The organism is Nocardioides sp. S5-5 (genome assembly GCF_054954065.1).
This window is the reverse complement of the sequence record NZ_CP199913.1, coordinates 1,749,145-1,775,316: the sequence shown is the minus strand read 5'-3', so window position 1 is coordinate 1,775,316 and position 26,172 is coordinate 1,749,145. Positions and strand designations below refer to the sequence as shown.

22 protein-coding genes and 1 pseudogene are annotated in these 26,172 nt (G+C 70.7%); 6 read left to right on the top strand and 17 right to left on the bottom strand.

Features of this window, described 5'->3' with window-relative positions; all coding sequences use genetic code 11:
• Nucleotides 1-12: 12 nt before the first annotated feature.
• The 4 genes from ACUP6Y_RS08385 to ACUP6Y_RS08370 are packed head-to-tail and all read right to left on the bottom strand — an operon-like array spanning nucleotide 13 to nucleotide 5,208.
• Nucleotides 13-813 carry an ABC transporter ATP-binding protein gene (locus tag ACUP6Y_RS08385; protein WP_462555345.1) on the bottom strand — a complete coding sequence of 267 codons (801 nt, stop codon included), beginning with the start codon at nucleotides 811-813 and terminating at the stop codon, nucleotides 13-15.
• The gene (locus tag ACUP6Y_RS08380; RefSeq protein WP_462555343.1) at nucleotides 810-2,597 is read right to left on the bottom strand and encodes a dipeptide/oligopeptide/nickel ABC transporter permease/ATP-binding protein; all 1,788 of its coding nucleotides are present in this window, start codon (nucleotides 2,595-2,597) and stop codon (nucleotides 810-812) included. The genes ACUP6Y_RS08385 and ACUP6Y_RS08380 overlap by 4 nt, the downstream gene beginning before the upstream one ends.
• Nucleotides 2,594-3,631 (bottom strand): ABC transporter permease, encoded by a 1,038-nt coding sequence (locus ACUP6Y_RS08375; RefSeq protein ID WP_462555340.1) that lies wholly within the window; start codon nucleotides 3,629-3,631, stop codon nucleotides 2,594-2,596. Before ACUP6Y_RS08375 ends, ACUP6Y_RS08380 begins: the two co-directional genes overlap by 4 nt.
• Complete coding sequence (locus ACUP6Y_RS08370) at nucleotides 3,628-5,208, bottom strand: ABC transporter substrate-binding protein (protein WP_462555337.1); 1,581 nt, start codon at nucleotides 5,206-5,208, stop codon at nucleotides 3,628-3,630. The genes ACUP6Y_RS08375 and ACUP6Y_RS08370 overlap by 4 nt, the downstream gene beginning before the upstream one ends.
• A gap of 55 nt (nucleotides 5,209-5,263) precedes the next feature.
• Here ACUP6Y_RS08370 and ACUP6Y_RS08365 point away from each other — a divergent pair, with 55 nt between their 5' ends.
• Nucleotides 5,264-6,784: an amidohydrolase family protein gene (locus tag ACUP6Y_RS08365; protein ID WP_462555334.1), complete on the top strand. Its 1,521-nt coding sequence runs from the start codon at nucleotides 5,264-5,266 to the stop codon at nucleotides 6,782-6,784.
• Between the two features lie 16 nt (nucleotides 6,785-6,800).
• On the opposite strand, the gene ACUP6Y_RS08360 is transcribed toward ACUP6Y_RS08365, so the two are convergent.
• The 8 genes from ACUP6Y_RS08360 to ACUP6Y_RS08325 form a co-directional block, all read right to left on the bottom strand.
• Complete coding sequence (locus tag ACUP6Y_RS08360; protein WP_462555332.1) at nucleotides 6,801-8,066, bottom strand: MFS transporter; 1,266 nt, start codon at nucleotides 8,064-8,066, stop codon at nucleotides 6,801-6,803.
• A 6-nt stretch (nucleotides 8,067-8,072) separates the two neighbouring features.
• The gene (locus ACUP6Y_RS08355; protein WP_462555329.1) at nucleotides 8,073-9,005 is read right to left on the bottom strand and encodes an ABC transporter permease; all 933 of its coding nucleotides are present in this window, start codon (nucleotides 9,003-9,005) and stop codon (nucleotides 8,073-8,075) included.
• 43 nt (nucleotides 9,006-9,048) lie between these two features.
• Entirely contained in the window at nucleotides 9,049-9,864 is an 816-nt protein-coding gene (locus tag ACUP6Y_RS08350) for an ABC transporter permease (protein WP_462555327.1), read from the bottom strand.
• A gap of 238 nt (nucleotides 9,865-10,102) precedes the next feature.
• Nucleotides 10,103-11,449 carry an MmgE/PrpD family protein gene (locus tag ACUP6Y_RS08345; protein WP_462555323.1) on the bottom strand — a complete coding sequence of 449 codons (1,347 nt, stop codon included), beginning with the start codon at nucleotides 11,447-11,449 and terminating at the stop codon, nucleotides 10,103-10,105.
• A complete protein-coding gene (locus tag ACUP6Y_RS08340) occupies nucleotides 11,446-11,832 on the bottom strand; it encodes a nuclear transport factor 2 family protein (protein ID WP_462555321.1) in 387 nt (128 codons plus the stop codon). The genes ACUP6Y_RS08345 and ACUP6Y_RS08340 overlap by 4 nt, the downstream gene beginning before the upstream one ends.
• Nucleotides 11,833-11,902: 70 nt before the next feature.
• Nucleotides 11,903-12,301, bottom strand: coding sequence for a nuclear transport factor 2 family protein (locus tag ACUP6Y_RS08335; protein ID WP_462555319.1), 399 nt, complete (start codon nucleotides 12,299-12,301; stop codon nucleotides 11,903-11,905).
• Nucleotides 12,302-12,423: 122 nt separating this feature from the next.
• Nucleotides 12,424-13,860, bottom strand: a complete 1,437-nt coding sequence (locus ACUP6Y_RS08330) for an amidase (protein WP_462555318.1) — start codon at nucleotides 13,858-13,860, stop codon at nucleotides 12,424-12,426.
• On the bottom strand, nucleotides 13,857-14,252 hold the full coding sequence (locus ACUP6Y_RS08325; protein ID WP_462555317.1) for a nuclear transport factor 2 family protein: 396 nt from the start codon (nucleotides 14,250-14,252) through the stop codon (nucleotides 13,857-13,859). Before ACUP6Y_RS08325 ends, ACUP6Y_RS08330 begins: the two co-directional genes overlap by 4 nt.
• Nucleotides 14,253-14,521: 269 nt before the next feature.
• Between ACUP6Y_RS08325 and ACUP6Y_RS08320 the strand changes: the two genes are divergently transcribed.
• Nucleotides 14,522-16,102 (top strand): ABC transporter substrate-binding protein, encoded by a 1,581-nt coding sequence (locus tag ACUP6Y_RS08320; RefSeq protein WP_462555316.1) that lies wholly within the window; start codon nucleotides 14,522-14,524, stop codon nucleotides 16,100-16,102.
• 146 nt (nucleotides 16,103-16,248) lie between these two features.
• Here ACUP6Y_RS08320 and ACUP6Y_RS08315 read toward each other — a convergent pair whose 3' ends face one another.
• From ACUP6Y_RS08315 to ACUP6Y_RS08300, 4 genes are read right to left on the bottom strand one after another with little or no spacing between them, the layout of a single operon-like run.
• On the bottom strand, nucleotides 16,249-17,673 hold the full coding sequence (locus tag ACUP6Y_RS08315; RefSeq protein ID WP_462555315.1) for an amidohydrolase family protein: 1,425 nt from the start codon (nucleotides 17,671-17,673) through the stop codon (nucleotides 16,249-16,251).
• A 28-nt stretch (nucleotides 17,674-17,701) separates the two neighbouring features.
• Nucleotides 17,702-18,748: a 3-isopropylmalate dehydrogenase gene (locus ACUP6Y_RS08310; protein WP_462555314.1), complete on the bottom strand. Its 1,047-nt coding sequence runs from the start codon at nucleotides 18,746-18,748 to the stop codon at nucleotides 17,702-17,704.
• Complete coding sequence (locus ACUP6Y_RS08305) at nucleotides 18,745-18,924, bottom strand: 3-hydroxyacyl-CoA dehydrogenase family protein (RefSeq protein WP_462555313.1); 180 nt, start codon at nucleotides 18,922-18,924, stop codon at nucleotides 18,745-18,747. Before ACUP6Y_RS08305 ends, ACUP6Y_RS08310 begins: the two co-directional genes overlap by 4 nt.
• A complete protein-coding gene (locus ACUP6Y_RS08300) occupies nucleotides 18,921-20,111 on the bottom strand; it encodes an acyl-CoA dehydrogenase family protein (RefSeq protein WP_462555312.1) in 1,191 nt (396 codons plus the stop codon). The genes ACUP6Y_RS08305 and ACUP6Y_RS08300 overlap by 4 nt, the downstream gene beginning before the upstream one ends.
• Nucleotides 20,112-20,273: 162 nt before the next feature.
• On the opposite strand from ACUP6Y_RS08300, the gene ACUP6Y_RS08295 reads away from it, so the two are divergent.
• Nucleotides 20,274-21,200, top strand: a complete 927-nt coding sequence (locus ACUP6Y_RS08295) for an ornithine cyclodeaminase family protein (protein ID WP_462555311.1) — start codon at nucleotides 20,274-20,276, stop codon at nucleotides 21,198-21,200.
• An 18-nt stretch (nucleotides 21,201-21,218) separates the two neighbouring features.
• Here ACUP6Y_RS08295 and ACUP6Y_RS08290 read toward each other — a convergent pair.
• Nucleotides 21,219-22,100: pseudogene (locus tag ACUP6Y_RS08290) on the bottom strand (LysR family transcriptional regulator); the annotation flags it as partial.
• A 142-nt stretch (nucleotides 22,101-22,242) separates the two neighbouring features.
• Between ACUP6Y_RS08290 and ACUP6Y_RS08285 the strand changes: the two are divergent.
• From ACUP6Y_RS08285 to ACUP6Y_RS08275, 3 genes are read left to right on the top strand one after another with little or no spacing between them, the layout of a single operon-like run.
• The gene (locus ACUP6Y_RS08285; RefSeq protein ID WP_462555310.1) at nucleotides 22,243-23,409 is read left to right on the top strand and encodes an NAD(P)/FAD-dependent oxidoreductase; all 1,167 of its coding nucleotides are present in this window, start codon (nucleotides 22,243-22,245) and stop codon (nucleotides 23,407-23,409) included.
• Between the two features lie 28 nt (nucleotides 23,410-23,437).
• On the top strand, nucleotides 23,438-24,976 hold the full coding sequence (gene amaB, locus ACUP6Y_RS08280; RefSeq protein WP_462555309.1) for an L-piperidine-6-carboxylate dehydrogenase: 1,539 nt from the start codon (nucleotides 23,438-23,440) through the stop codon (nucleotides 24,974-24,976).
• A 27-nt stretch (nucleotides 24,977-25,003) separates the two neighbouring features.
• Nucleotides 25,004-26,167, top strand: a complete 1,164-nt coding sequence (locus ACUP6Y_RS08275) for a Glu/Leu/Phe/Val family dehydrogenase (RefSeq protein ID WP_462555308.1) — start codon at nucleotides 25,004-25,006, stop codon at nucleotides 26,165-26,167.
• The last annotated feature ends 5 nt before the right edge of the window (nucleotides 26,168-26,172 follow it).

Here is a 26,172-nt window from a genome sequence, read left to right as displayed (position 1 = left end):
AGTCAGTCACTGTCACCGCACTGCCCCCGTGCTTCCGTCCCACGCGCTGAGCGGCACGCCCAGCCGCGGCACGGCCGCCGTCAGGCGTCGGGTGTAGTCCGAGGTCGGGGACGCCAGGACCTGGAGAGTCTCACCCGCGTCCACCACCCGGCCCGCGGACAGCACGGCCAGCCGCGGGCAGAGCCGCCGGACGACCGCGAGGTTGTGGCTGATGAAGAGGACCGTGGTCCCGGTCCGCTCGTGGATGTCGCGCAGCGCGTTGAGGACCGAGCCCTGCACCGAGACGTCGAGCGCGGAGGTGATCTCGTCGGCGAGGAGCACCGACGGCCGAGCGGCCAGCGCCCGGGCGAGGGCGATCCGCTGCCGCTGGCCACCGGAGAAGGCCTGCGGCCGCTCGTCCCACCGGCCGGCAGGGATCCCCATCGACTCGAGCAGGTCAGCGGCCTCGCCGTGGCGGGCCCGCTCGGCGCGGCGACGGCCGATCCTGCGGTCGTGGGCCGCGACCCCCTCCGCCACCGACCGACCGATCGACATGCGCGGGTCGAGGCAGGACTCGGGATCCTGGAAGACCATCTGCACCTCGGTACGACGACGGGCGGACAACGGCTCGCCGTCGAGCAGGATGTGCCCGGCCGAGACCGGAGCCAGGCCGACCACCGCGCGGGCGATGGTCGACTTCCCCGAGCCCGACTCCCCCACCAAGCCGGTCATCGACCCGCTGGCCAGGCTCAGGCTGACCTGGTCCACGACCCTGCGCCGCTGGCGGCCGGAGCCGTAGTCGACGCAGAGCCCCTCGATCTCGAGCCGGCTCATGGCAGGAGCTCCGGAATCCTCAGGCGGGCGGCGGACGGCTCCGCGAGCGTGGCGAACGACGTCCCCGGCGGGTCGTCCATGGACGGGATGGCAGCCAGCAGGTCGCGCGCGTAGCCGCTGCGCGCCCGTCCGGCGAGCAGGTCCTCGGTCGTCGCCGACTCGATCACCCGCCCGTGGCGCATGATCACGACCCTGCTGCAGAGCGCGGTCACGACCGGAAGGTCGTGCGAGACGAAGAGGATCGCCATGCCGCGCTCGGCCTGCAGCCGAGCCATCAGCCGGAGCACGTCGGCCTGGACCGACACGTCGAGAGCAGTGGTGGGCTCGTCGGCGACCAGGAGCGCCGGGTCGGCGGCCAGGCCCATCGCGATCATCACCCGCTGCCGCAGGCCGCCCGACAGCTCGAACGGGTACTGGCGGCAGCGACGCTCCGGCTCCGGCACGGAGACCTCCTCGAGCATCAGGTCGGTCGCTCCGCGGGCCACCCTGCGGCTCCGGCCGCCGCTGCGCCAGGCCGGCTCGGCGAGCTGGGTGCGCACCCGCAGCACGGGGTTCAACGAGGACATCGGGTTCTGGAACACCATGCCGACCGTCCGCCCGAGGTGGCGCTGTCCGCTCCTGGATGCCACCGCCTGCTCGGCGCCGCCGAGGTCCTCTCCCCCGACCCGCAACCGGGTCGTGGTCATCGTGAGGCCCTCGGCGAGGATCCCGGTGACCGCTGCACAGGTCAGGGACTTCCCGGAGCCGGACTCCCCCACCAGCCCGACCACCTCCCCCGGGGCGACGTCGAGATCGACGTCCTCGACCAGGATCCGCCCGTCGGAGGACTCGATGCGCAGGCCTCGGACACTGAGCACCGCCTCCTCGGAGACCTCGACGCCCCCATCCCGACCGTCCGCCGCACCACCGTCCGCCGCACCACCGACCGCCACGTCAGCGACCGCCACGTCGTCGCGGGAGCGCGGCTCCGCGAGATCCTTGCGGCCCGACGGCTCCTCGCGGAACGCGGTCTCCCCCAACACCACGAAGACCAGGCCCGCCAGGACGACGGCCACCCCGGGACCGATCGCTCCCGCCGGGGAGACATAGATCTTGGAGACCCCCTCGCTGAGCAGCACGCCCCAGTCGTAGCTGGGCGGCTGGACGCCGAGACCGATGAAGGAGACGCCCGCGAAGACGATCAGCGTGCTGCCCGCGGTCGTCGCCGCGGCCGCCATGAGAGGCCGGCGGATCGCGGGAAGAACGTGCCGCCACAGCACGGCGAGCCGGGACAGGCCGAGCAGTCTCGCTGCGGCGACGTAGTCGCGACCGGCGACTCCGGCGATCTGCACCGAGACGATCCGGGCATAGATCGGCACGACCGCCAGGCCGACCGCCAGCACCGACGTCCACGCGCCGCGTCCCAGGATGACGCTGAGGGACAAGATCACGAGGAGGGCGGGGAAGGCGACCACGACGTTGACCGCGGCGCTGACCAGCCGCCCGAGGCGCGCCCCCAGGAGCAGGGTGAGCGAGCCCACCGCCGTACCGCCGAGGACCCCGACGCCGGCTGCGGCCAGCGCCATCAGCACCGAGAGCCGACTGGCCACCAGGATCCGGGCCAGGATGTCCCGGCCGCCGGCATCGGTGCCCAGCCAGTGGCCGTCCGTGGGGCCTTCCGCGATGTGCCCGACGTCGATCCGCTCGGCCGCCTCGCCCAGGACCAGCGGTGCGAGCAGCGCCAGGGCCACGGCGACCAGGACCAGGACGAGCGCGGCCCCTCGCCGCTTGCCGGCGCCGGTCATGACGACGCCCCGGCGAGGGTGCTGCGCGGGTCGATGGCCGCGATGACCAGGTCGACCACGGCGTTGACCACCAGCGCGACCGACCCGAAGGCGAGGATGACCGCCTGGGCCAGCGGGTAGTCGTTGTTGACGATCGAGGACACGGCCGCGCTGCCGAGGCCGGGCCAGGAGAAGATGGTCTCCACCAGGACCGTGCCGGCGATGAGCGCACCGGTGATCAGCCCGCCGACGGTCAGGGAGGCCGTCACCGCGTTGGGCAGGACGTGGACGCCGTAGAGCCGGAGCCGGCCGAGCCGCTTGGCCCGCGCGGTGCGCACCATGTCCTGATCGAGGATCGCGGCGGTCTCCTCCCGCACGATGCGGGACAGGACGGCCGTCGGCGCCAGCGCCAGGGTCGCCACGGGAAGGACGTAGGACGTCGCGCTCTCGTTGCCGGCCACGGGCAGCACCGGGATGGCCAGCGCGAAGACCGCGATCAGGCAGGTGCCGGTCAGCATCTCGGGCGCCGCACTGAGCACGCCGGTGACGGCGGTGTATCCGGCGGCTGCCCGGCGGTGGCGGCGGCCGCGGAAGACAGCGGCCGCGGCCGTCCCGCTGATGAAGGCCAGCGCCATCGCCAGCAGCACCGCGGGCGCCACCAGCCACAGCGTGGCGGGGAAGCGATCCACGATGACGTCGCGGACGGGCAGGCCGGTGGACAGGGAGCGGCCGAGGTCGCCGTGCAGCAGGCCCGTCCAGTAGTCCGCGAGCTGCCGCCAGATCGAGCCGTCCAGCCCCAGCTGCTCTCGGCGGGCCGCCACCTGCTCGACCGGCGCGGTCGGTCCCAGCGAGGCCCGCGCCGGGTCGCCCGGGATCAGCCGCAGCAGGGCGAAGGCGGCGAGCGCGAGGACCAGCAGGGACGCGGCGAGCTGCAGCATCCGGCGCACGGCGTAGCGCACCAGCCGATGCCCGCCGAACGCCCCGGTCGGGCCGGGCCGGTCGACCGGACCGCCTTCGCGGCCGGCCGGCACGACCTCCATCACCTGTGCGGTCATGACCCGATCCGGACCGCCGGGCCGCGGATCGTCCAGTCCTCGGCGTCGGTACGGGAGATCCTCGTGCCGAGGAAGGTGTCCACCGGCGAGGCCGCGAAGGGCGCGACGACCACCTGGGACAGCACGCGTTCCTCCGCGGCCTTCCACAGCTCACAGCTCTGCGGCCCAGCGGTCTGGTTCGCCTCGGCGACCAGGGCGTCGTACGTCGGGTCGGCGTTGCCGGAGAAGTTGTTGCTGGCCGGGAAGGCGGGGCCGGTCATGAAGGGGGTCACGGTAGAGGGGATCTGGGCGCCGACGTTGAGCATCGAGACATCCCACGAGGTGCGGTCCTCGGTGAGCGTGTTGGCGATGACGAAGCTCGAGTCACCTCCCTTGAGCACGGTCTTGATCCCCAGGTCCTGCCAGGTCTGCTGGATCCGCTCGGCAGCGGCCTTCTGCCCCGGGGTGCCGTTGTTGTAGACCAGGGTGATCTCCAGCGGTCGGCCCGCCTTCGCCCGGACGCCTCCGGCTCCGGGCTTCCAGCCGGCCTTGTCCAGGGCGGTCCGGGCGAAGTCCGCGGAGTGCTCGGGCACGTTCCCCGAGACGCTGTCGTAGTCACACGCCGCGCCGGCGTAGGAGGCGAGGCTGGTCTCGGCGACCCCGGTGCCGCCGGTGATCAGCGTGCGCAGCTCGTCGAGGTCGAGGGCGGCCACGAGGGCCCGGCGGACGTCCTGGTCGGCCGTGGACCGAGACGAGTCCTGGTTGAACCAGAGCTGACCGATCGGCTCGTGGCCGCCGAGCGCGGTGAAGTCCTCGTCGGACGACAGCCGCTTGACGTCGTCGCCCGTGACCTGGCCCGCGTCGAGCTCTCCGGAGAGCAGGAGGTTGGCCATGGTGGAGGCGTTGGCGACGACGCGCAGGGTCACCGTCCGGGGCAGGCCCTCGGTGTCGGCCGTGGTGTCGTCCCAGCCCCATGCATAGTCCTTGCGCCTGCTGAGCACGTAGCGATCGTTGGCCACCGCCGTGTCGAGGTCGTAGAGCCCCGTCCCGTCGGTCTTCGCGTCGTAGGCCGACGGATCGTCGACCACCGCCTGGCAGGCCAGCTGCTGGGTTCCGGTCTGGAACAGCAGGAACGAGCTGGGCGTCTCGGCACTCAGCGTCACCGTCCGTGACGCGTCGTCCACCGTGACCTCGAGCCCGGCCGGGACGAAGACGCCGAGCACCGGGCTGGCGTTGGCGGGATCGGAGATGAAGGCGAAGTTCGCCGCGACCGTCGAGGCGAGGAAGTCGCTGCCGTCGGCACAGGTGATGCCGGGCTTCAGCGTGAAGCTGACCGACGTCGGCGTCTCGGTCCACTTCTCGGCGAGCCACCCGTGCGGCGCGCCGTCCGCATCGAAGTAGAGCAGCTGGTCGTAGGCGAAGTTGTTGACCTTGCGGGCCGCGGCATTGATCGACATCAGCGGGTTGAGCGTCCCCGGATCGGTGTTGATGCCGTAGCTGAAGGTGCCCTCGGTGGCCGGGTCCGACTCGGACGTGGCGCATGAGGCGAAGACCAGAGCGAGTGCGGCCGCCGCAGCGAGCCTGATGAGCGATTTCACGGGTTTCCTCCGACGGGGATCCGGCGCCGAGCCGCGCGAGTGATGTCGAAAGTTTGTGTCGCATTCAGCCTTTTGTCAATCACTGTCAGAAAGTAGTGTGCGGTCCATGACTGATCTGGTCCTCACGGGCGGCCGCGTGGTCGATCCGGCATCCGGCCTCGACGCCGTTCTCGACGTCGCGATCGCGGACCGTCGCATCCGCGCTGTCGGTCAACGCCTCCGAGGCGGCCGACGGCTCGATGTGAGGGGGCTCGTCGTCGCCCCCGGCTTCGTCGACCTGCACAGCCACGCCCAAGACCTCGCCGGACACCGACTGCAGGCCCTGGACGGCGTCACCACCTCGCTCGAGCTCGAGGCGGGCTGCTCGCCGGTCGGCAGGGCGTACGCCGCCGCCGCGGCCGAGGGCCGGCCCCTGAACTACGGCTTCAGCGCGTCATGGGCTCAGGCGCGGATGATCGTGCTCGCCCGGGCCGCGGGGACCGGCGCCGTGCAGGAGATCCTCGAACATCTCGGACGCACTGCCTGGCAGGCACCGGCCTCACCCCATCAGAGAGCCGCCATCACGGAGCGCCTGCGCGCCGATCTCACCGACGGCGCGCTCGGAGTCGGCGTGCTCGTGGGATACGCCCCCGAGCTCGACCCCGGCGAGTACCTCGACGTCGCCCGGCTCGCCGCCGAGCACGGCGTACCCACCTTCACCCACGCCCGCTCGCTGATCGACATCGACTCGACCTCCGTGGTCGACGGCGCGACCGAGATCGTGCGGGCGGCGGAGGAGACCGGCGCCCACATGCACTACTGCCACGTACACAGCACCTCCCGTCAGCACGTGGACCGGGTGCTGGCCCAGGTCGAGCGCGCCCGCTCGGCAGGTTCGCGGATCACCACGGAGGCCTACCCCTACGGTGCCGGGTCCACCGCGATCGGTGCCGCCTTCCTGGATCCCGATGTCCTCGCCCGCCAGGCACTCTCGCCCTCGATGCTGTCGCACGTGCGGCTGGGCAGGCGCGTACGCGACCGTGCCGACCTGGTCCGGCTGCGGGCGTCGGACCCCGGCGCCCTGGCGATCGTCCACTGGCTCGACGAGAGCGACCACGCCGACCGGCGCCACCTCCTGCACGCCCTGACGTACCGGGACGCCGCCGTCGCCAGTGACGCGATGCCCCTGACCTGGGACCGGCCGGACCGGGACGCCGCCGCCTGGCCGCTGTCCCCCGGCGCCGCCGCACACCCGCGGACCGCAGGCACCTTCGCCAGGGCAGTCCGGCTCCTGCACCGTGAGGCCGGCCGCCCGTTGTCGGAGGTCGTGGCCCGCTGCAGCTGGTACCCCGCGCAGATCCTCTCCCCGTCGGTGCCCGCGATGAGCGCCAAGGGACACCTCGGGATCGGCGCCGACGCCGACATCGTCGTGTTCGATCCGGCCACCCTGTCCGACCGCGCCACCTACGACGACGGCGTCCGCACGTCGACGGGAGTTCGGCACCTGCTCGTGGGCGGAGAGCCCGTCGTCCATGACGGCGCCCTCGTGCTCGCTGCCCGGCCGGGCAGCGCCGTCCGCCGGACCACGGCCGGCTGACCCAGCGAGCAGCGCCTCAGGTCCGTGGCACCGACGCGAGCCGGTTGGGACGACACAGCGCGGCCACGACCAGCGCCAGTCCGGCCGAGGTGGCCAGTGCCGTGGGAGTCGACACGACCTGGGCGATGGTGCCGTGGACCACCCCGGCGAGCGGCCGGGATCCGACGAACGCGACGATCCACAGCGCCATCACCCGGCCGCGGAGCACATCGGGGGTGCGCATCTGCAAGATCACCGTCGCGCTGGTCGTCACCCAGGCCATCCCGACGCCGTCGACGAAGAACCCGGCGAGGGTCAGGGACGTGAATCCGGAGAGGGCCACCGTCAGCGCGCCGACGCCCATGATGGCCAGACCCGCCGCCATCGTCACGGGTGCGGGGATCCATCGCCTCAGCTGCACCAGGGACAGGGCTCCGGTCGCGGCGCCCAGGCCGAAGGCGGACGCGAGCACGCCCACCAGCGAGTCGTCGCCCCTCAGGAGCTCGGACACCGTCGGGGTCAGCGTGATGGCCGGGTCCGCGCCGACCCCCGCGGTCGCGACCGCGATCAGCGCCAGGGGCGCGACCCGGTCGGTCCGGACGAACCGGAAGCCTCCCCCCAGCCCGTGATCCACGTCCAGGTCCAGGTCCAGGTCGGGGAGGTCCTTGCGGGGCACGCGCAGCCGGGCGACGACGAGCGCGAAGACGATCTGGGCCCCGGCGGCGGTGGCGAAGGCGGACGCCGGACCGGCCACGGCCGCGACGGAGGCTCCCAGCATGGGGCCCAGCGAGAGCCCCAGCAGCATCGGGATCGAGTCGATGGTGACGGCCTTGGCCACCTCCGACGAGTTCACCATGGTCGGCACGAGTGCCTGCATCGCGGGCCCGCCGATCGTCAGGCCGCACCCCATGGCGAGCGAAGCCACCAGGAGGGCGCACACGGCGGCGCCGTCGTGTGGGTCGGCGACGGCCACGTACGACGCGAGCGTGCCTGACGCGGCGGCGCAGACGAGACGGCCGAACACGATGCGCCGAAGCCGATCCCCACGGTCGGCCGCGACGCCGGACCAGGCCGCGAAGATCACCTGGGGACCGAAGACCGCCACGCTGACCAGGCCGACGAACACCGTCGACCCGGTCAGCTCGTACGCCCACAGCGCGGCGACGAGGTTGTACATCCACAGCCCGATGACGGACACGAGCTTGCTGGACACGTACGGTCCGAACGCCCGATCCCTCAGCAGGCCCGCTGTCGTACGGGCAGCGGGCCGCTCGTGCCCCGAGGCAAGACCATCGCTTTCCATGGGAGCTCAGGCAGTGGTGCTCTTGGTGAGGCTGATGCGGGGGTCGAGATAGGCGTACGCGATGTCGACGAGGAGGTTGATCATGACGATGATCAGCGCCCAGACGGCGACCGTGAACTGGAGCAGCGGGAAGTCACGCCAGATGACGGCCTCATAGGCGAGGCGTCCCAGGCCGGGCCAGTTGAAGATGACCTCCGTGGAGATCGCCGACGCGATCGCGATGCCGAACATCATGCCGATGTAGGTGACCACGGGCAGCAGCGCGTTGCGAGCGGCGTGCATCCAGATGACCGTGATGTCGCTCAGGCCCTTCGCCCGCGCGGTGCGCACATAGTCCTCCCCCAGGATCTCGAGCATGCTGGAGCGCATGAGGCGCACGATCGCGGCCACGAGGAACCACGCCATGGTGAGCCCCGGGAGGATGTAGTACCGCCAGTCGCCCATGCCGCTCGTGGGCAGCCAGCCCAGCGTGACTCCGAAGAGCAGGATGAGCAGCAGGCCGCTGAGGAACGACGGCACGGACTGACCGACCAGGGCGACGCTCATCGCGATGCGGTCCGCGAGGTGGTTGGGACGCACGGCCGCGGCAACGCCGAGCGGGATCCCGATCAGCAGGGCCAGCGCGAACCCGACGGCGACCAGGGCGATCGAGTTGACCAGCCGGGGAATCACGACGTCGATCACCGGACCGCCGGTGCGGACCGAGGTGCCGAAGTCTCCTCGGACGAAGTCGCTGATGTAGAGCCAGTACTGCTGCAGCAGCGGTTCGTCGAGACCCATCCGTTGGATCAGGGCCTCGCGTTGGGCGGCCGGAGCGTCGTTGGGGAGCATCGTGTCCGCGGGATTGCCGGTCAGGCGCCCGATCAGGAAGATCACGAAGGTCAGGACCACCACGGTGAGCAGGGCCTGCATCACGCGGCTGATCAGAAAGCGGGTCATGACGCGACGCCACCTTTCGGCTGGTGCTGGAATCGGCCGGCGCTCATACCTGGCGCAGCCTCGGGTCGAACTCGTCGCGGAGCCAGTCGCCCAGGACGTTGACGGAGACGATCACGCCCGCGATCGCGAGGCCGGGGAAGACCCACATCCACCAGAGGGTGTCGATGTAGTTGTGTCCTTCCGCGATCATGCCGCCCCAGGTCGGCGTCGGCGGCGGGACGCCGGCGCCGAGGAAGCTGAGTGTCGCCTCGGACAAGATGACGTAGCCGACCTGCAGCGTGGAGAACACGATGACCGTGCTGACCAGGTTGGGGAGCACGTGGCGAAGCACGATGCGCAGAGGTCGGCACCCGGTGACCACCGCCGCGAGGACGAACTCACGTTCCTTCCACGACAGTGTCTCCGCCCGCACCAGCCGCGCGTAGCGCGACCACAGCACCAGGCTGATGACACCGACGACGATCCACAGGTTGCTGCCCACGGTCACCGCCACGGCCAGCGCGATGAGGACCGGGGGGAACGCCGACATGCCGTCGATGAGCCGCGAGATGACGGAGTCCACCCAGCCGCCCTTGTAGCCCGCGAGGAGACCGAGCGCGGTCCCCAGCACACAGCTGATCAGGATGCACAGCGCCGCGATCGTCAGGGAGATCCGCGAGCCCACCATGACCCGCGTCAAGATGTCGCGTCCCTGCCGGTCGGTGCCGAGCCAGTGGGCGCTCGTGCCGCCGTCCAGCCAGGCGGGAGGAAGCTGGCGCGCGATCAGGTTGGACTCCGTCGCGTCCCAGGGGGAGAGCATCGGGCCGAACACGGCGACCAGCACGGCGACCAGCAGGATGCCGGTGGCGAGCTTGGGCATTCGACCGAGCCGGCTCCGCCCCGATCTCCGCTCCTTGCGCCGGCCGCGTTCGCGCCAGACATTCAGCCTCCGACCGCCGGAGCTCTCCTCCGCGTCGGCGAAGGAGCCTTCTCGTGCTGCAGATGTTGCCGTCACACGTGAATGCTTGCAGCCCTCCAGGGCCGTGGAAAGACGCCGAGCCCCCAAGCCGACGGGCGTGAGCAGCAGAAGACCTGATGCCCCACGCTCGGCCGGACCGTCACTGGTCAGGCGCCCGGAGCAGCTCGGTGAGGTCGCCGACCGCCGTCAGGCTGTCGCAGTCCAGCACCAGGGCGGACACGGTCGCGGCCTGCTGCTCCAGGCGGCCCCTCGCCAGCAGGCTCTCCGCCTTGGCCCGCAGCTCGGCGGGCGCGAGGGGATTCTCGTAGGACCCCTTCGCGTAGCACCCGGCCCGCAGCACCCGTCCGTCTCGCAGCACGATCGCCGCCTTGACCATGACCTTGGTCCCCCGCTGGCCGCCACCGGCGAACTCGCGCTCGCACTCGTCGTCGGCCACGACCTCGACTCGTCGGGCGAGGTTCGCCGCACGGTCGCGGTCGTCGTCGAGAGCGTGCGCCACCAGCGACGCGAGCGAGTCCTGGACGCTCTCGCCGCCGACGAACCTGCTCATCCGGGAGGTCGCGCCCAAGACGACCCGCTCGATCTCGGCGACGGACACGTCGACGCCCGTCGAGAACGCCTCGACCGTCGCGTCGAGGGCCGCGTGGACCAGCGCGTGGTAGGGCCGCACCTTGAAGGTGGTGTAGCGCAGGGAGTACTCGGTCCCGAGGCCGTCGGTCATCAGGTCGAGGTCGACCGCGTCCGCATACGCTCGGGCCAGGCCGTAGCGGCCCTCGATGATCTGTCCTGGTCCCTGGAAGCCGGCCTTGGCCAGCGACGCACTGCGCACGCCGCCCATCGCGCCCAGCCCGGCGTGGAGCCGAGGGCTGTCGCAGTCGGTCTCGAGGTACTGCAGGGTGCCGCCCGCGTGGCTGACCGCGAGGCCGATGGCGTTCTCGATCTGCCGGGGCGCCAGGTCGAGAAGCACCGCGGCGGCGACGGCGGCGCCCAGCGGCCCGACGACGCCCTGCGGATGGAAGCCCCGGTCCGCGACGTACGACGGCGCCAGCCCGCGGCCCACCCGGCACATGACCTCGTAGCCCAGGGCGACCGCGGTGACGAGGTCCTCGCCGGTCGCGCCCACCGTCTCCGCCATGGCGAGGGCGGCCGGGACCACCGCGACGCCGGGGTGGTTGAGCGACGGCAGATGGACGTCGTCGAGCTCGAAGCCGTGGCCCGCGACGGCGTTGGCCATCGCCGCCCCCTCCGCGGACGCCGTCCTCGACGATCCGACGACCGTGCAGGTGCCGGCCGAACCGGTGAGGACGTGGTCACGCACCAGGGCCGCCACGGGGAGCGTCGAGCCGTACGCCTGGGCGCCCACCTGGTCGAGGATGCACAGCTTGGCGAACTCGACGACCTCGGCGGGCAGCGAGGAGAAGCCGGTCTCTCGGACGAAGGTCACGAGCTCACCGGTCACGGCGGGCGTCGGCACTGCGCGGCTCAACGGGGACGATGACGGATCGTGCGCTCGATCAACCAGGCGCCTGCGACCCTCGTGAGGTGGTGCTCCTGGGTGGCGAAGTTCGACACGACGTAGCGACCGTCCTGCTCCTCGAGCACCACACCGTTCGCCCGCGCGGTCGCCGTGTCCTCGTCGCCGTCGATCAGCAGGTTCGTCACCACGTGCTGGGCCCGCGGCAGGGCGAGCTGCGCGGCCACCAGGTCACGATGTGCCTGCTCACCCGCCCAGGTGCCGCTCGGGCCCACGAACGCGCCGTCGGCGGTGAAGCACGCGACCCAGGCATCGGCGTCCCGGTCGTCGACGGAGAGCTCCATGCGACTGACGAGATCGCGAATGGCCATCTGGTCCTCGACTGACAACGCCATGGTGCTTCCTCACTTCCGTCGAGGTGAGGCGGGCGGACGAGTCCGCCACGCCTGCACCCCGGGACCGGACTCAGACGTTCTTCTTCTTCGGACGGTGGCGGATCGTGCGCTCGATGAGCCACTGTCCGTCGACCCGCGTGAAGTGGTGCTCCTGGCCCGAGAAGTTCGACAGCGAGTAGACACCGTCGACCTCCTCGAAGACAGCGCCGTTGGCGCGCCCCGTCGCACGGTCTCCGTCACCCTCCAGCAGGAGGTTGGTCATGATGTGCTGGCAGCGCGGCAGCCCGATCTGGTCCGCCACCAGCTTCCGGTGCGCCTCCTCGCCGGCCCACACCGACTCCGGGTTCTCGAACGAACCGTCCTTGGTGAAGCACGCCACCCAGGCGTCTGCGTCACGGTCGTCGATGGCGAAGTTCAGCCGGCTCAACAGGTCGTTGATCGCGAATTGGTCTTCGATACTCAGCGGCATTCCAGCTCGTCCTTGTCTCTCATCAGTCGTCCATCTGGCCCCGCCCTCGGGGGTGCTCCGAGCCTACGCAGAGCGGAACTCGCCGACCACCGGTCGAGCCCCACGTTCCCTTATCCCCACCGTCACCTCGGGCGGCGCTGCGCCCACGGCTGCGCGAGCTCGAACGCACGCGAGGCCTGGAGGACGCGACGGTCGTCGAGGTGGTTGCCCACGATCTGCAGACCGACGGGCAGCCCGTCCGGGGTCCAGCCGCAGGGGATGCTCGCGGAGGGGTTCCCGGTCAGACTGATCGGGACGGTGTACTGCACCCACGACATCGGATCCGTGACCGGCTCGCCCCCGATCTCCGCCGGCCCGCTCACATCGAGCGGAAACGCCGCGACCGGTGCGGTCGGGGTGAGGAGGAGGTCGTAGTCCTCGAAGAAGCGCCAGAAGGCGTTGTAGATGTCCTTGCGCGCGGCGATCGCGCGCGAGGCGTCGACGAACAGCCGGTCGGTGTTGACCATGTCGACGAAACGCGACGGCGCCGTGCCCGGCGGATAGCGGTCGATGAGGCCCGCCATCGCCGCCAGGTCGGCATCGAGTGCCCTGATGGCGTCGAAGGTGCTGTGGGCGTTCCCGAACCGGGGGCTGGCGTTCTCCACGACCGCGCCCAGGTCGGCGAACCGCTGTGCCGCGCGCTCGACGAGGTCGGCGACCGGCCGGTCGACGCGGGCGCCCGTCCCCCAGTCGAGGGTCCAGGCGATGCGCCACCCCTTCAGGTCGACCTCGAGGTCCTCGGCGTAGGCCTCGCCCGTGGCCGGGAGTGAGTGCCGGTCGCGCGGGTCCGGGCCCTTGATCACGTCGAGGACGAGCGCGGCGTCCGTGACGGTCCGCGCCATGGGGCCGATCCGCTCGAGGGACTCCCACCCGCTGAAGCCCGGATAGCGCGTGTCGCGGGCACCGGGATAGAGCGGCACCCGCCCGAACGACGGGTTCACGCCGACCACACCGCAGAAGCTGGCCGGCACCCGGATGGAGCCTCCTCCGTCGCTGCCCAGCGACACCGGTCCCATCCCGGTGGCGACGGCGACCGCCGAGCCGCCGCTCGAGCCCGCGGGCGTCCGGGTGAGGTCCCAGGGGTTCCTCGTCGTGCCGTAGACGGGATCGAAGCTCGGACCGTAGCCGAAGTCCGGCGTGTTGGTCTTCCCGACGAGGATGGCCCCGGCGTCACGGAGGCGCTCGACGACGACGTCGTCCTCGACGGGCGTGAAGCCGACGTAGGCCTTGGATCCTCCGACGGTCGGGAAGTCCTTGGTGAAGATGAGGTCCTTCACGCTGACGGGTACGCCGTGCAGCGGCCCGAGCCGGTCGCCCCGGGCGACGGCGCGCTCCGCCTCCCGCGCGGCGGCCCGGACCCGTTCGTGGTCGAGGGAGCAGAAGGCGACGAGCTCCTCGTTCAGCGCCTCGATCCGAGCGATCACCGCCTCGAGCACCTCGACGGGCGACAGCTCGCGGTCCCGGATCCGGCGCGCGAGCTCGTGCGCGCTGACGTAGCAGAGTTCGTCCCCGACGGTCACGAGGGATTCTTCGGGCGGTGCCGGATCGTGCTCTCGATGAGCCACTCCCCGTCGACCCGGACCACGTGGTGCTCCTGTCCCGAGAAGTTCATCGGGTAGTAGCTGCCCCCGTCCTCCTCGAACACGGGGCCGTTGGCTCGCGCCGTGGCGCGGTCGCCGTCCCCCTCGATCAGCAGGCAGGTGACGATGTGCTGGCGGCGCGGGAAGCCCAGCTCCCCCGTCATCAGCTCGCGCTGCGCCTGCTGGCCCGACCACTTGCCGTTCGGGCTCTGGAACGATCCGTTCTCGGTGAAGCAGGCCGCCCACTTCTCGGGGTCACGCTCATCGACCGCGAAGGTCAGCCGGTTCAACAGATCGGTGATCGCGAGCTTGTCCTCGATACTCAGCGGCATGCCAGATTCCTCTTCTCCGAATGGACCTGCAGGGTGAACCGGAGCGTACCGACGGGCTTCCTTGCGCGACCACAGATCGAGCACCGCATTCGCTGACCGTGGGGACCACAGACCGTGAGCCTGGGCCGATGGTCGCCGGGCACCGGCCGTGCCTAGCATCCAGCATCCCTACGGTGAACCATCTGTTCTCGGAGACTCGCCACGTGGGTGACGACCCCAATCTACGAAGAGGACGAAGCATGTTCGTACGAAGAGGCGCAATCGCCATCGTGCTCAGCCTTGTTGTGGCGTTCGCCGTGGGCTGCTCGACTGATGGCACTGGGGGGACCGGCGGCGACGACGGCACGGTGACCGTCGCCCACGCGTCGTTCAACAAGGAGAAGCTCTACCCACCGCTCCACGACTCCAACGGTCTCGTCTACTACGGGCCGATGTTCGACTTCCTGATCGGCGCCGACCCCGACGGCAAGCTGTCGACCGAGACCGGCGCCCTCGAGAGCTACACGCCCAACGAGGACGCGACGGTCTGGACGCTCACCCTCCGCTCGGGGATGAAGTGGCACGACGGCACCGACGTCACCTCGGCCGACCTCGACTTCACGCTCAAGGAGTACGCCGACCCCGAGGCTCTGTGCGGCCAGGTCTGCGGCTCCCTCCTGAACAACCTGGCGAGCGTCGACATCGTCGACGGCCTGACCGTCAAGCTGAACCTGAAGCGGGCCGACGTCAACATCCCGGCGCTGCTCGGCCCGATCGAGGGCAACGCCCTCCTCCTGCCGAAGGCCCACGTCGAGAAGGTCGGCCGCGACGGGTTCGAGTCGGACCCGATGGGATCGGGCCCGTGGAAGTTCGACAGCCGCTCGGTCGGCCAGTCCATCACCTACAAGGCCAACCGCGACTACTGGAACCCCGACCGCGAGCCCAAGTTCAACAAGCTGAACATCGTGCTCGCCCCCGACCAGAACACCCGGCTCGCGATGCTGAAGTCGGGCGAGGCGGACATGGTGGCTCTCACGCCGGACCAGGTGCCCACCGTCAAGAGCGACGGCTTCGACATCCTCACCGTCGATGACACGGTCTTCTCGCAGGTCTACTTCTTCGAGAGCTACGACCCGAAGAAGATCACGAACAAGCTCGAGTTCCGCAAGGCGCTCGCCCTCGCGATCGACATGGACGAGGTCATCAAGGCCTTCTACCCCGAGGAGGTCGGCCGCCGCTCGCCGGGCGACAGCACGCCCTTCAGCCCGGCGACGCTCGGCCACGACCCGAACCTGAAGCCCTACGACTACGACCCCGACGAGGCCAAGCGGCTGCTCGACGAGGCCGGCTACGACGGGTCCAAGGTCATCCTGCAGACCATGACCTTCCCCGACACCCCCGAGGCCGGAGATGTCAACGAGGCGATCGCCGGGTTCTGGGAGAAGGTGGGCGTCAACGTCAAGATCGTGCCCGGAGACTTCGCGCAGCTCAGCGAGAAGATCCTCGACGGCAGCCTCACCTCGGGTGACGACGTCGTCGTCACCGGGTTCCCGACGTCCAACCGTCCCTCGGTACTGACCAACATGCAGACCAACATGCTCTCGCCCGACGCCGGCGGCCGCCTGCGGGCCTACTGGGACCCGACCAAGATGGAAGGCTACTTCGACGAGCTGACGAAGATCGTCGACGAGGGCGAGCGGAACGCGCGCCTGGAGCAGATCAACCAGGAGCTCAAGGACGAGTACTGGACCATCCCGATCGCGCTGAAGAACACGACGTACGCAGCGGGTGACCGGATCGCCGGCTGGACGCCCATCCAGGGGATCTCCAAGCTCGTGGCCTACGAGAGCCTGGAGCCCGCCGCCAAGTAGTCCAGGCCCCACCGCGACGAGCCCGGTCCGAGTCGATCTCGGACCGGGCTCGTCCGTGGGTGGGGCCCGGAGCCGGCGGTGCCGGTCCCGACGACAAGAAAGAACCCGGCTCGAGTCAGCGCTCGAGCCGGGTTCTCTTGCGTGGGTCAGGAGGGCGACGTCGTGCGCGGGATGCGCAGGCCGCCCGGCTGTTCGGGAACCAGCTCGCCGTTCTCGATCACCACCGCGCCGCGCAGGACGGTCATGACCGGCCAGACCCTGACCTCGTGCCCCTCCCAGGGGCTGTAGTCGGTCTGGTGCAGGTCCTCGACGCGCAGGGGGGCCGGCTCCCGCGGTTCCAGCACCACGAGGTCGGCGTCGCTGCCCGGCAGGATCACGCCCTTCCTGGGGTACATCCCGAGCAGGCGAGCCGCGTTGGTCGACGTCAGCTCCGCGAGCCTCTCGAGGGAGAGGCCACGCTCGAGACCGGAGGAGTAGGTCACCGCCATCCGCTCCTCGATGCCCGCGCTGCCACCGGTCAGGTCGTCGATCCGGGCTCCCCGGATCTTCTGCTCGAAGGTCGTCACGATGCCGTCGGTGGCCACCGTCTCGATCGTGCCGTCGCGCATGCCCTCCCAGAGGGCCGCGTTGTCGCTCGCCTCCTGGAGCGAGGGCCACGTGTGGAAGATCTGGCCGTGCTCCTCGTGGTAGTTCGTGCGGTTGAACAGGGCGTACTGGTGCAGCGTCTCCGCATGCACGTCCTGACCGGCGGCTCTCGCCTCGCGGATCGCCGTCACGCCGCGCTCGCTGCTCACGTGCATGATGTACAGCCGTACGCCGGCCTCGGCACCCAGCCGCAGCACCTGACGGACCGCGAGCTCCTCCGACAGCTGGGTATGCACCTCGGGGAGATGGGTGAAGTGGGTCTCCCCCGACGCGAAGTGCTGGTCGTAGCTGTGCATGACCAGGTCGTCGTCCTCGGCATGGATCACCGCGGTGGCGCCCAACGGGGCCAGCGTGCGGAAGACGTCGAGCATCGGGCCCCAGTGGACCCGCCGCCCCTTCGAGCCGGCGATCACGTTGGTCGTGAACATCTTGATGGTGGGGTTGCCGCCCCGCACGACCGCCGGCAGCTCGTCGAGGATCCGCTCCGGGATGTCGCCGAGGAGCATCAGATGCTCGGCGTAGTCGGTGTACGACAGCGACGCCCACTTCTTCTCGTTGCGCTCGAGCGCCTCGGCGAGAGTGCCTTCCTGCATCCACACCGCGAAGTCGACGAGGCTCGTCGTGCCTCCGAAGAGGGCGGCCCGACTGACCTCGGTGGGTGAGGCGCTGAATGCCTGGCTGTGACAGTTGTGCACCGACCCGGGCTGGGGCTTCAGGCCCAGCGGGGTGAGCGGCTGGCTGCAGTGGACGTGCGGATCGATGCCGCCGGGGACCACGATCGAGTCGCCGACGTCGATGACGCGGTGCCCGTCGAGGGTCCCCCACCGGGCGAGGCAGTCGATCGCCTCTCCCTTGATCCCGATGTCCAGGGGCACGACGCCGTCGGGCGTGACCACCTGCCTGCTCCGAAGGACGATGTCGAGCATCGCTGTCTCCCCTCTCGTCATCATTTCCTCATCCACCAGCGACCCGCGTGGCGATAGCATCGCCCACCTCGGAGGTGCTGCGGGTCCCGGTCCGCTCGGCCAGGTCGGCCACGACGGAATCCTCGATCCTCAGGGCTGCCTCATCGAGGCCGAGATGCCTCAGCATCAGCGTCGCCGACAGGATCGCAGCGGTCGGATCCGCCTTCTGCTGTCCGGCGATGTCGGGAGCGGAGCCGTGGACCGGCTCGAACATGCTCGGGACCGACGTGTCCGGGTTGATGTTGCCGCTGGCCGCCAGCCCGATGCCACCGGTGATGGCCGCGGCCAGGTCGGTGACGATGTCGCCGAACAGGTTGTCGGTGACGATCACGTCGAAGCGCGACGGGTCGGTGGCCATGAAGATCATGGCCGCGTCGACGTGGAGGTAGTCGACGGTGACCTGCGGGAACTCCCGGGCCACCTCGGCCACGACACGCGTCCAGACCGCGCCGGCATGGACCAGCACGTTGGTCTTGTGGACCAGGGTGAGCTTCTTGCGCTCGCGTCTCGCGGCACGCGCGAACGCGTCACGCACGACCCGTTCGACGCCGAACGCCGTGTTGACGCTCACCTCGGTCGCGATCTCGGCCGCCGTGCCCACGCGAAGCGCCCCGCCGTTGCCCGTGTACGGGCCTTCGGTGCCCTCGCGGACGACGACGAAGTCGACCTGCCCCGGGTCCGTGAGTGGCGACCCGACGCCCGGGAAGATCCGCGCCGGGCGCAGGTTGACGTAGTGGTCCAGTGCGAAGCGCAGCTTGAGCAGGAGCCCGCGCTCCAAGGTCCCGGGCGGCAGGTCGGGGTCACCGGGCCGGCCGCCCAGCGCTCCGAGCAGGATCGCGTCGTGCTCCCGGATCTCGGCGAGCACGGAGTCGGGCAGCACCTCTCCGGTGGCCAGATAGCGCTCGGCGCCCAGGACGTAGTGCGTGGCGTCGAACGTCGCGTCGCCAGGAACGGCGTCGAGGACCTTCACGGTCTCGGCGATGACCTCCGGGCCGATGCCGTCGCCCGGGATCACCGCGAGGCGGTAGGTCGTCATGCGGCGTACTCGAAGAAGCCGGTGCTGGTCTTGCGGCCCAGCTGCCTGGCCTTCACCATCCGGAGCAGCAGGGCCGGAGGTGCGTGGGTCGGCTCCTTGAACTCCTCGTACATCGACTCGGCGATGGCCTTCACGGTGTCGAGGCCGATGAGGTCGATCCGCTCGATGGCGCTCACCGGAACGCCGCCTGCCCGGTCACGGCCTGGCCTAGGACGAGGGTGTGCATCTCGACCGTGCCCTCATAGGTGAGCACCGACTCGAGGTTGTTCATGTGCCGGATGACGGGGTACTCCAGCGAGATGCCGTTGGCACCCAGGATCGTGCGCGCGGTCCGGCAGATCTCCACCGCCTCGCGCACGTTGTTGAGCTTGCCCAGGCTCACCTGTTCGGGGCGCAGCAGGCCCGCGTCCTTGCGCCGGCCGAGGTGGAAGGCGAGCAGGACTCCCTTGGTGTACTCGACGTACATGTCGGCGAGCTTCTGCTGGGTGAGCTGGAAGGACGAGATCGACCTCCCGAACTGGGTCCGTTCGCCGGCGTACGCCTGGGCGGCATGCAGGGAGGACCGGGCCGCGCCCATCGCGCCCCAGACGATGCCGTACCGCGCCTCGTTGAGGCAGGAGAGCGGACCGCGGAGGCCGGCGGCCTCGGGAAGGATCGCGTCCGCGGGAAGGCGCACGCCGTCGAGGACGAGCTCGCTGGTCACCGAGGCGCGCAGCGAGAGCTTGTGCTTGATCAGCGGAGCCGAGAAGCCCGGCGTGTCGGTCGGTACGACGAACCCCCGGATGCCGCTCTCCGTCTGCGCCCACACGATCGCGACGTCGGCGACGCTGCCGTTCGTGATCCACATCTTCCGACCGTCGATCACCCAGTCGGCGCCGTCGCGCACCGCCCGGGTCCGCATGCTGCCCGGGTCCGAGCCCGAGTCGGGCTCGGTGAGACCGAAGCAGCCGATGGCCTCCCCCGCGGCCATGCGGGGCAGCCACTCCTGCTTCTGCTCCTCGCTGCCCCAGCGCCAGATCGCGAACATCGCCAGCGAGCCCTGCACCGAGACCAGCGACCGGATGCCGGAGTCCGACGCCTCGAGCTCCAGGCAGGCGATGCCGTACTCGGTGGCCGACATCTCCGCGCAGCCGTAGCCGGTCAGATGCATGCCGAGCAGACCGAGGGAGCCGAGCTCCTTGGCAAGGCCTCGGATGTCGTCGAGCTCGCCTCGCTCGAACCAGTCGGCGACGTACGGATCGACATGGGTCGCGCAGAGCTGACGCACGGAGCCGGCGACGGCTCGCTCGTCGGCGGTCATCAGGTCGGCCAGCCCGGCGGGGTCGTGGGGGTCGAGGGCGGGAAGTGTGGTGGTGGCGCTCATCAGTAGTCTCTCTTCCTTCGGCTCCTGGACCGTACCGTCGGCGAGACGGGCTCCATCACCTCCAGAGCAACCGCGTCGGTGATCGTTCCTGCGAGCGATTCTGATGCTCACGGCGCCTCGTCGCGTGGTGCCCGGAGCTCGCCCGCGTCTATCGTCCGGGCCATGCATCTGCCTTTCGTGTCGGCGTCGGAGATGGCTGAGCTATGCACGGTCGTGGACGCCGTCGACGCCCTGGAGGCGAGCCTGCTCGCCGGCTTCGATCCCGAGCGGGATCTGATGCGCACGAGTGCTTCGGTGCCCGCGGGCACACTGCTCATGATGCCGACCGCGCTCGGCTCCTACGCCGGCCTCAAGCTGGTCACCCTGGCCGCGGGGAACCCCGCTGTCGGCAAGCCGTTCGTCCAGGCGGTGTACGTCCTCATGGACGCCGAGACCCTGACCCCCGTGGCGACCTTCGACGGCACCTTCCTCACCACGCTGAGGACCTCGGCCGTCTCCGCGCTCGCCGCGCGGCATCTCGCACCCACCGACGCCGGCCGGCTCGTCGTGTTCGGGGCCGGCGTCCAGGCATGGGCGCACGTGTGGAGCCTTGCCGCGGTGCTTCCGCTTCAGCACGTCGACGTGGTGAGCCGGACGTCGTCGGCCGCGACGAGCCTGGCTCAGCGGATCTTCGACGAGCTGGGGATCGACGCATCGCTCGCCGCCGCGGACGCGGTGACGGAGGCCGATGTCGTGGCCTGCTGCACGACCTCGCGAGTGCCGCTGTTCGACGGCGGCCTGCTGCGTCCGACGACGACGGTCCTGGCCATCGGCGCCTACGAACCCGATGCGCGCGAGCTCGACGACACGACGATGGCGCGCGGCATGGTCGTGGTCGAGTCCCGTGCGTCCGCCCTCCGCGAGGCCGGTGACGTCATTCAGGCCATCGACTCAGGCGCGCTCGACGAGCGTGATCTCCGCACCCTCCGCAGTCTGGTCCTCGGCGAGCTCACCCTCCCCGGGGATGCGGTGCGCGTCTTCAAGGGCACCGGCATGTCCTGGCAGGACCTCGCGGTGGCGGGGCGGATGCACAGCCGCATGACGCTCTGAGCCGGCGACCACCTCACGGATCACCTCGACCAGGGCCGCCAGCGTCGAGTGCGGGCGGATGCCCTCGGGGAGGATGAGCACGATGTGCCGCTCGATCGACTCCTCGATCCGGATCCGACGGATCTGCACGGCCGGGTTGAGCTGCAGCATCAGGTCCGTCACCGGCGCGATCCCCAGACCCTTCGCGGCAAGCGCCACGGTGGCTGCCGTGTCGGTGACCTCGTGCGCGACCCGAGGCTCGAAGCCGTGCCTGCGACAGGCCGCACGCAGCGCGATGCCATAGGTGGTGCGTCCGGTCGGCAGGATCCAGTCCGCGTCCCCCAGGTCGGGCAGGCTCACCGACGCGCGCGAGGCGAGCGGGTGCGCCGTCCCGACAGCCAGCGCGAACTGCTCGCTACGCAGTCTCACGACGCGGATCCGACGATCGCGTGGCATCGGCGCGTCGTCGTAGTCCAGGCCGAAGGCGACATCCACGTCACCGAGCCAGACCTCCTTGGCAGCGTCGTCCACGTCGATCTCACGGCTCCGGATCGACAGCCGCGGGTGCTGGCGGGCGGACTCGGTCAGCACCGGTCCCAGCAGCGCGGCCGCGGTGCTCCCCCAGGTCCCGACCACGAGGGAGCCCGACACGGCGTCCATGCTCTCCGCGAGCGCCGCGACCGCCCTCGCCTCCGCCACCAGGATCAGGTCGGCGTGCTCGGCGAGGACCCGCCCCGCGTCGGTGAGGGCGAGATTGCGTCCGGCCTTGCGCAGCAGCTGGGTACCCACGGTCCGTTCGAGCGCGGTGATGTGCTGCGAGGCCGCCCCCGCCGTGTAGCCCAGCGCCTCGGCGGCCGCGGCCAGGCTGCCCCGCCGGACGAACTCACGCAAGGTCGCCAGCTGGACGAGGTTCAAGGTCACCCTGCCGACTGTAGGGAGTCCGAGCGCGGAGCGCGCCCGGATGAGCCCCCGGCCCGATGATCCCGAGGATCAGCATCGCTAAAGGATCAGGTTCACGATCCTTCGCTGGTTCTGAACCCCGTGCGGGCGTGACGATGAGGAGGTGAGCACCAGCGGAGGAGTCCCCAGCGGCCGGGCAGACGTCGTCATCGTCGGTGGCGGCGTCATGGGCCTCGCTACGGCCTACGAGCTGGCCGCCGCGGGGGTGAAGGACATCGTGGTCGTCGAGCGGGACACGCTCGGCTCCGGATCCACGTGCAAGGCGGCCGGCGGAGTTCGCGCCCAGTTCTCCGACGAGGTCAACATCGCCCTCGGCGCTCGCAGCCTCCAGACGTTCGAGGCGTTCGGCGAACGGTTCGGCCAGGAGATCGACCTGCACCAGGTGGGTTATCTCTTCCTCCTCGACTCCGCCGACGACGTGGCGGCGTTCGAGCGCAACGTCCGGCTGCAGAACGAGCTGGGCGTGCCGAGCCGGATGATCGACCCGGCCGAGGCCAAGGCGCTCTCCCCCCTCATCGACACCGACGGTCTTCTCGCCGCCGCCTTCTCGCCGACCGACGGGCACTGCACGCCCGAGTCCGTGGTCCTCGGCTATGCCACCGCCGCGCGCCGGCTCGGGGTGCGGATCGTGACCCAGTGCGAGGCCCAGGGCATCGACGTCGTCGGCGACGAGATCACCGGCGTGCGCACCGGCAAAGGCCGCATCGAGACCTCCGCCGTGATCTGCACCGCGGGCGCCTGGTCGCAGGCCGTCGGCGCGTGGGCGGGCGTCGACCTGCCCATCGTTCCCCTGCGCCGGCAGATCCTGGTCACCGATCCCACTCCGTGGATCGCCGACGACACGCCCTTCACGATCGACTTCGCCACGAGCTACTACTTCCACCGCGAAGGCCAGGGTCTCCTCGTCGGCATGTCCGACCCCGACGAGACCCCCGGCTACAAGATGACGCGGTCCGACGACTGGCTGCCCGGACTCGCGACGGCGTTGGAGCGCCGCACGCCGTCCCTGGTCGATGTCGGCATGGCCAGCGGCTGGGCCGGGCTGTACGAGATGACCCCCGACCACAACGCCGTGATCGGCGAGGCCGCCGGGGTCTCCCGCTTCCTGTACGCCGCCGGGTTCTCGGGTCATGGATTCCTCATGGGCCCCGCCGTCGGCGAGGTCATGCGCGACCTGTACCTCGGCCGCACGCCCTTCGTCGACGTCACCGGCCTGACCGCGGAACGCTTCCAGCACAGCGAGATCCGTCCCGAACTGAACATCGTGTGACCACCTCCGTCGAGTAGGAGCAGTACCCATGAGCTCGATCCAGCACCTTCCCGCAGCACACGACCTCGCGCAGCGAGCGGTCGACGCGACCAGTGCCTGCGGTGTGAGCCTGGCGGACTGGCGCGGCGACCAGGTCCTCACCTCGCCGATCAACGGAGCGCCCCTGCACTCCCTGGCCTGGGTGGGCGCCGAGGCCGTCGACACGGCGACCGAGCGCGCCCAGGCTGCGTTCCTGGAGTGGCGGACCGTGCCGGCGCCCGCCCGCGGCGCGCTCGTGAAGCGCTTCGGCGAGCTCCTGGTCGAGCACAAGGAGGACCTGGCCGCCCTGATCAGCCTCGAGGTCGGCAAGATCACCTCCGAGGCGCGGGGCGAGGTGCAGGAGATGATCGACATCTGCGACTTCGCCGTCGGTCTGTCCCGCCAGCTCTACGGTCGCACCATGCCGTCCGAGCGGGCCGGGCACCGGCTCATGGAGACGTGGCACCCGCTCGGCGTCGTCGGAGTCATCAGCGCGTTCAACTTCCCCGCCGCCGTGTGGGCGTGGAACACCGCGATCGCGCTGGTCTGCGGCGACTCCGTCGTCTGGAAGCCCTCCGAGCTCGCTCCCCTGACCGCTGTGTCGTGCGCCTCGCTGCTGCAGCGCGCCATCGCCGAGGCGGACGCCCCTGCCGATCTCAGCCAGGTGCTGGTCGGCGGACCCGACGTCGGCGAGCGCCTCGTCGACCACGCCGGCGTCGCGCTGGTGAGCGCGACCGGATCGACCCGGATGGGTCGTCTCGTCGGCCCGCGCGTGGCGAACCGCTTCGGGCGGGCCATCCTCGAGCTCGGTGGCAACAACGCCGCGGTCGTCGCGCCGTCGGCCGACCTCGACCTGGTCGCCCGGGGCGTGGTCTTCGCGGCGGCCGGCACCGCCGGGCAGCGGTGCACGACCATGCGGCGCGTGATCGCCCACCGCAGTGTCGTCGACGATGTCCTGCAGGCGCTGACGGACGCGTACGCGCGGCTCCCCATCGGCAACCCGCTGGCCGAGGGCACCCTGGTCGGCCCCCTGATCGGCCGGCGCGCCCACGACGCCATGGCAGCAGCCCTGTCCCAGGCGAGCGACGAGGGCGGCAAGGTCGTCGCCGGAGGCGGGCGCGTGCTCGAGGAGTCCGCCCCCGACGCCTACTACGTGCAGCCCGCCGTCGTGCACATGAACGAGCAGACCCACGTCGTACGGGCGGAGACCTTCGCGCCGATTCTCTACGTGCTGCCCTACGACACCCTGGACGAGGCCATCGCGGTCAACAACGCGGTCCCTCAGGGACTGTCCTCGAGCATCTTCACCCAGGACCAGGCCGAGGCCGAGACCTTCCTGGGGCCCGCCGGCTCGGACTGCGGCATCGTCAACGTCAACATCGGCACCTCGGGGGCCGAGATCGGCGGCGCCTTCGGCGGCGAGAAGGAGACCGGGGGCGGGCGCGAGTCGGGCTCCGACTCGTGGCGTGCCTACATGCGCCGAGCCACCAACACCATCAACTACTCCGGAGAGCTCCCCCTCGCGCAGGGCGTGGACTTCTCCGTCTGACCTGCGCGGCCGAGAGAGGCAAGACAGATGGAAGACATGCTGAGCCAGATGGACGAGTGGGGCCCCGAGAAGGTGGTCTGCGTGTCCGACCGCCGCACCGGCATGCGGGGCGTCCTGGTGCTCGACAACACCGCTCGGGGCATGGGCAAGGGCGGCACCCGGATGAACCGGACCCTGACGGTCGCCGAGGTCGCCCGGCTCGCTCGGACCATGACCTGGAAGTGGGCAGCGGTCGACCTCTACTACGGGGGCGCCAAGGCCGGGGTGCGCTTCGACCCGGCCTCGCCCGACAAGGAGGCGGCGCTGCGGGCCTTCGGCCGGACGCTGCGCAACGAGGTGCCCTCGGAGTACGTCTTCGGCCTCGACATGGGCCTCACCGAGAGCGACGCGGCCATCCTCCTCGACGAGCTCGGCCGCGGTGCCGCGGTCGGGCTGCCCCGAGAGCTCGGCGGCCTTCCGTACGACGAGCTCGGGGTGACCGGATTCGGTGTGGCCGAGGCCGTCGACGCGGCCTGCCTGTCCCAGGGCATCCCCCTGGCCTCCGCCCGGGTCGCGGTCCAGGGCTACGGAGCGGTGGGCTGGGCCGCCTGTCGCCGGCTCGCCGAGCTCGGCGCCACCATCGTGGCCATCTCTAACGCGGAGGGCGCGATCCACGATCCCGCCGGCATCGACGTCGACCGGCTGGCCCGGCTCCGCACCCAGCACGGCGACGGCTGCCTTCGCGAGTACGGCGGCCCGCTGCTCGACGTGGAGGCCGTTCTCACCGTCGACGCCGACATCCTCCTTCCCTGCGCGCGCGAGGATCTGGTCGGCGAGCAGGTCGCTCGTGCCACCACGGTGCGACTGGTGGTCGAAGGGGCCAACCTGCCGACCTCCCCGCGGGCCAAGGAGATCCTGCACGCGCGGGGCATCCCCCTCGTCCCGGACTTCATCGCCAACGCCGGCGGCATCGTCGCGGCGGCGTACTCCATGGACGCGCGTCACTCCCCGTTCGCGGTCAACCCGGACGGCATCTTCTCGATGGTGACCGACAAGCTGCGCGCGAACACGGTCCAGGTCCTGGGCGCCAGCGAGCGGCACTCGATCACCCCGCATGTCGCGGCACAGCGGATGGCCGAGGAACGCGTCCGCGCCGCCATGCGGCTGCGCGGCGAGGGCCGCGTCGACCGGGTCCACATCGATGTCGCGTAGGCCGT

Excerpts from the sequence above, each read along its gene's own strand:
- ACUP6Y_RS08375 (WP_462555340.1), bottom strand. The coding sequence starts at position 3,631 with ATGACCGCACAGGTGATGGAGGTCGTGCCGGCCGGCCGCGAAGGCGGT.
- ACUP6Y_RS08380 (WP_462555343.1), bottom strand. The coding sequence starts at position 2,597 with ATGACCGGCGCCGGCAAGCGGCGAGGGGCCGCGCTCGTCCTGGTCCTG.
- ACUP6Y_RS08315 (WP_462555315.1), bottom strand. The coding sequence starts at position 17,673 with ATGCTCGACATCGTCCTTCGGAGCAGGCAGGTGGTCACGCCCGACGGC.
- ACUP6Y_RS08335 (WP_462555319.1), bottom strand. The coding sequence starts at position 12,301 with ATGCCGCTGAGTATCGAAGACCAATTCGCGATCAACGACCTGTTGAGC.
- ACUP6Y_RS08385 (WP_462555345.1), bottom strand. The coding sequence starts at position 813 with ATGAGCCGGCTCGAGATCGAGGGGCTCTGCGTCGACTACGGCTCCGGC.
- ACUP6Y_RS08355 (WP_462555329.1), bottom strand. The coding sequence starts at position 9,005 with ATGACCCGCTTTCTGATCAGCCGCGTGATGCAGGCCCTGCTCACCGTG.
- ACUP6Y_RS08340 (WP_462555321.1), bottom strand. The coding sequence starts at position 11,832 with ATGGCGTTGTCAGTCGAGGACCAGATGGCCATTCGCGATCTCGTCAGT.
- ACUP6Y_RS08295 (WP_462555311.1), top strand. The coding sequence starts at position 20,274 with ATGCATCTGCCTTTCGTGTCGGCGTCGGAGATGGCTGAGCTATGCACG.
- amaB (WP_462555309.1), top strand. The coding sequence starts at position 23,438 with ATGAGCTCGATCCAGCACCTTCCCGCAGCACACGACCTCGCGCAGCGA.
- ACUP6Y_RS08300 (WP_462555312.1), bottom strand. The coding sequence starts at position 20,111 with ATGAGCGCCACCACCACACTTCCCGCCCTCGACCCCCACGACCCCGCC.
- ACUP6Y_RS08325 (WP_462555317.1), bottom strand. The coding sequence starts at position 14,252 with ATGCCGCTGAGTATCGAGGACAAGCTCGCGATCACCGATCTGTTGAAC.
- ACUP6Y_RS08360 (WP_462555332.1), bottom strand. The coding sequence starts at position 8,066 with ATGGAAAGCGATGGTCTTGCCTCGGGGCACGAGCGGCCCGCTGCCCGT.
- ACUP6Y_RS08310 (WP_462555314.1), bottom strand. The coding sequence starts at position 18,748 with ATGACGACCTACCGCCTCGCGGTGATCCCGGGCGACGGCATCGGCCCG.
- ACUP6Y_RS08275 (WP_462555308.1), top strand. The coding sequence starts at position 25,004 with ATGGAAGACATGCTGAGCCAGATGGACGAGTGGGGCCCCGAGAAGGTG.
- ACUP6Y_RS08350 (WP_462555327.1), bottom strand. The coding sequence starts at position 9,864 with ATGCCCAAGCTCGCCACCGGCATCCTGCTGGTCGCCGTGCTGGTCGCC.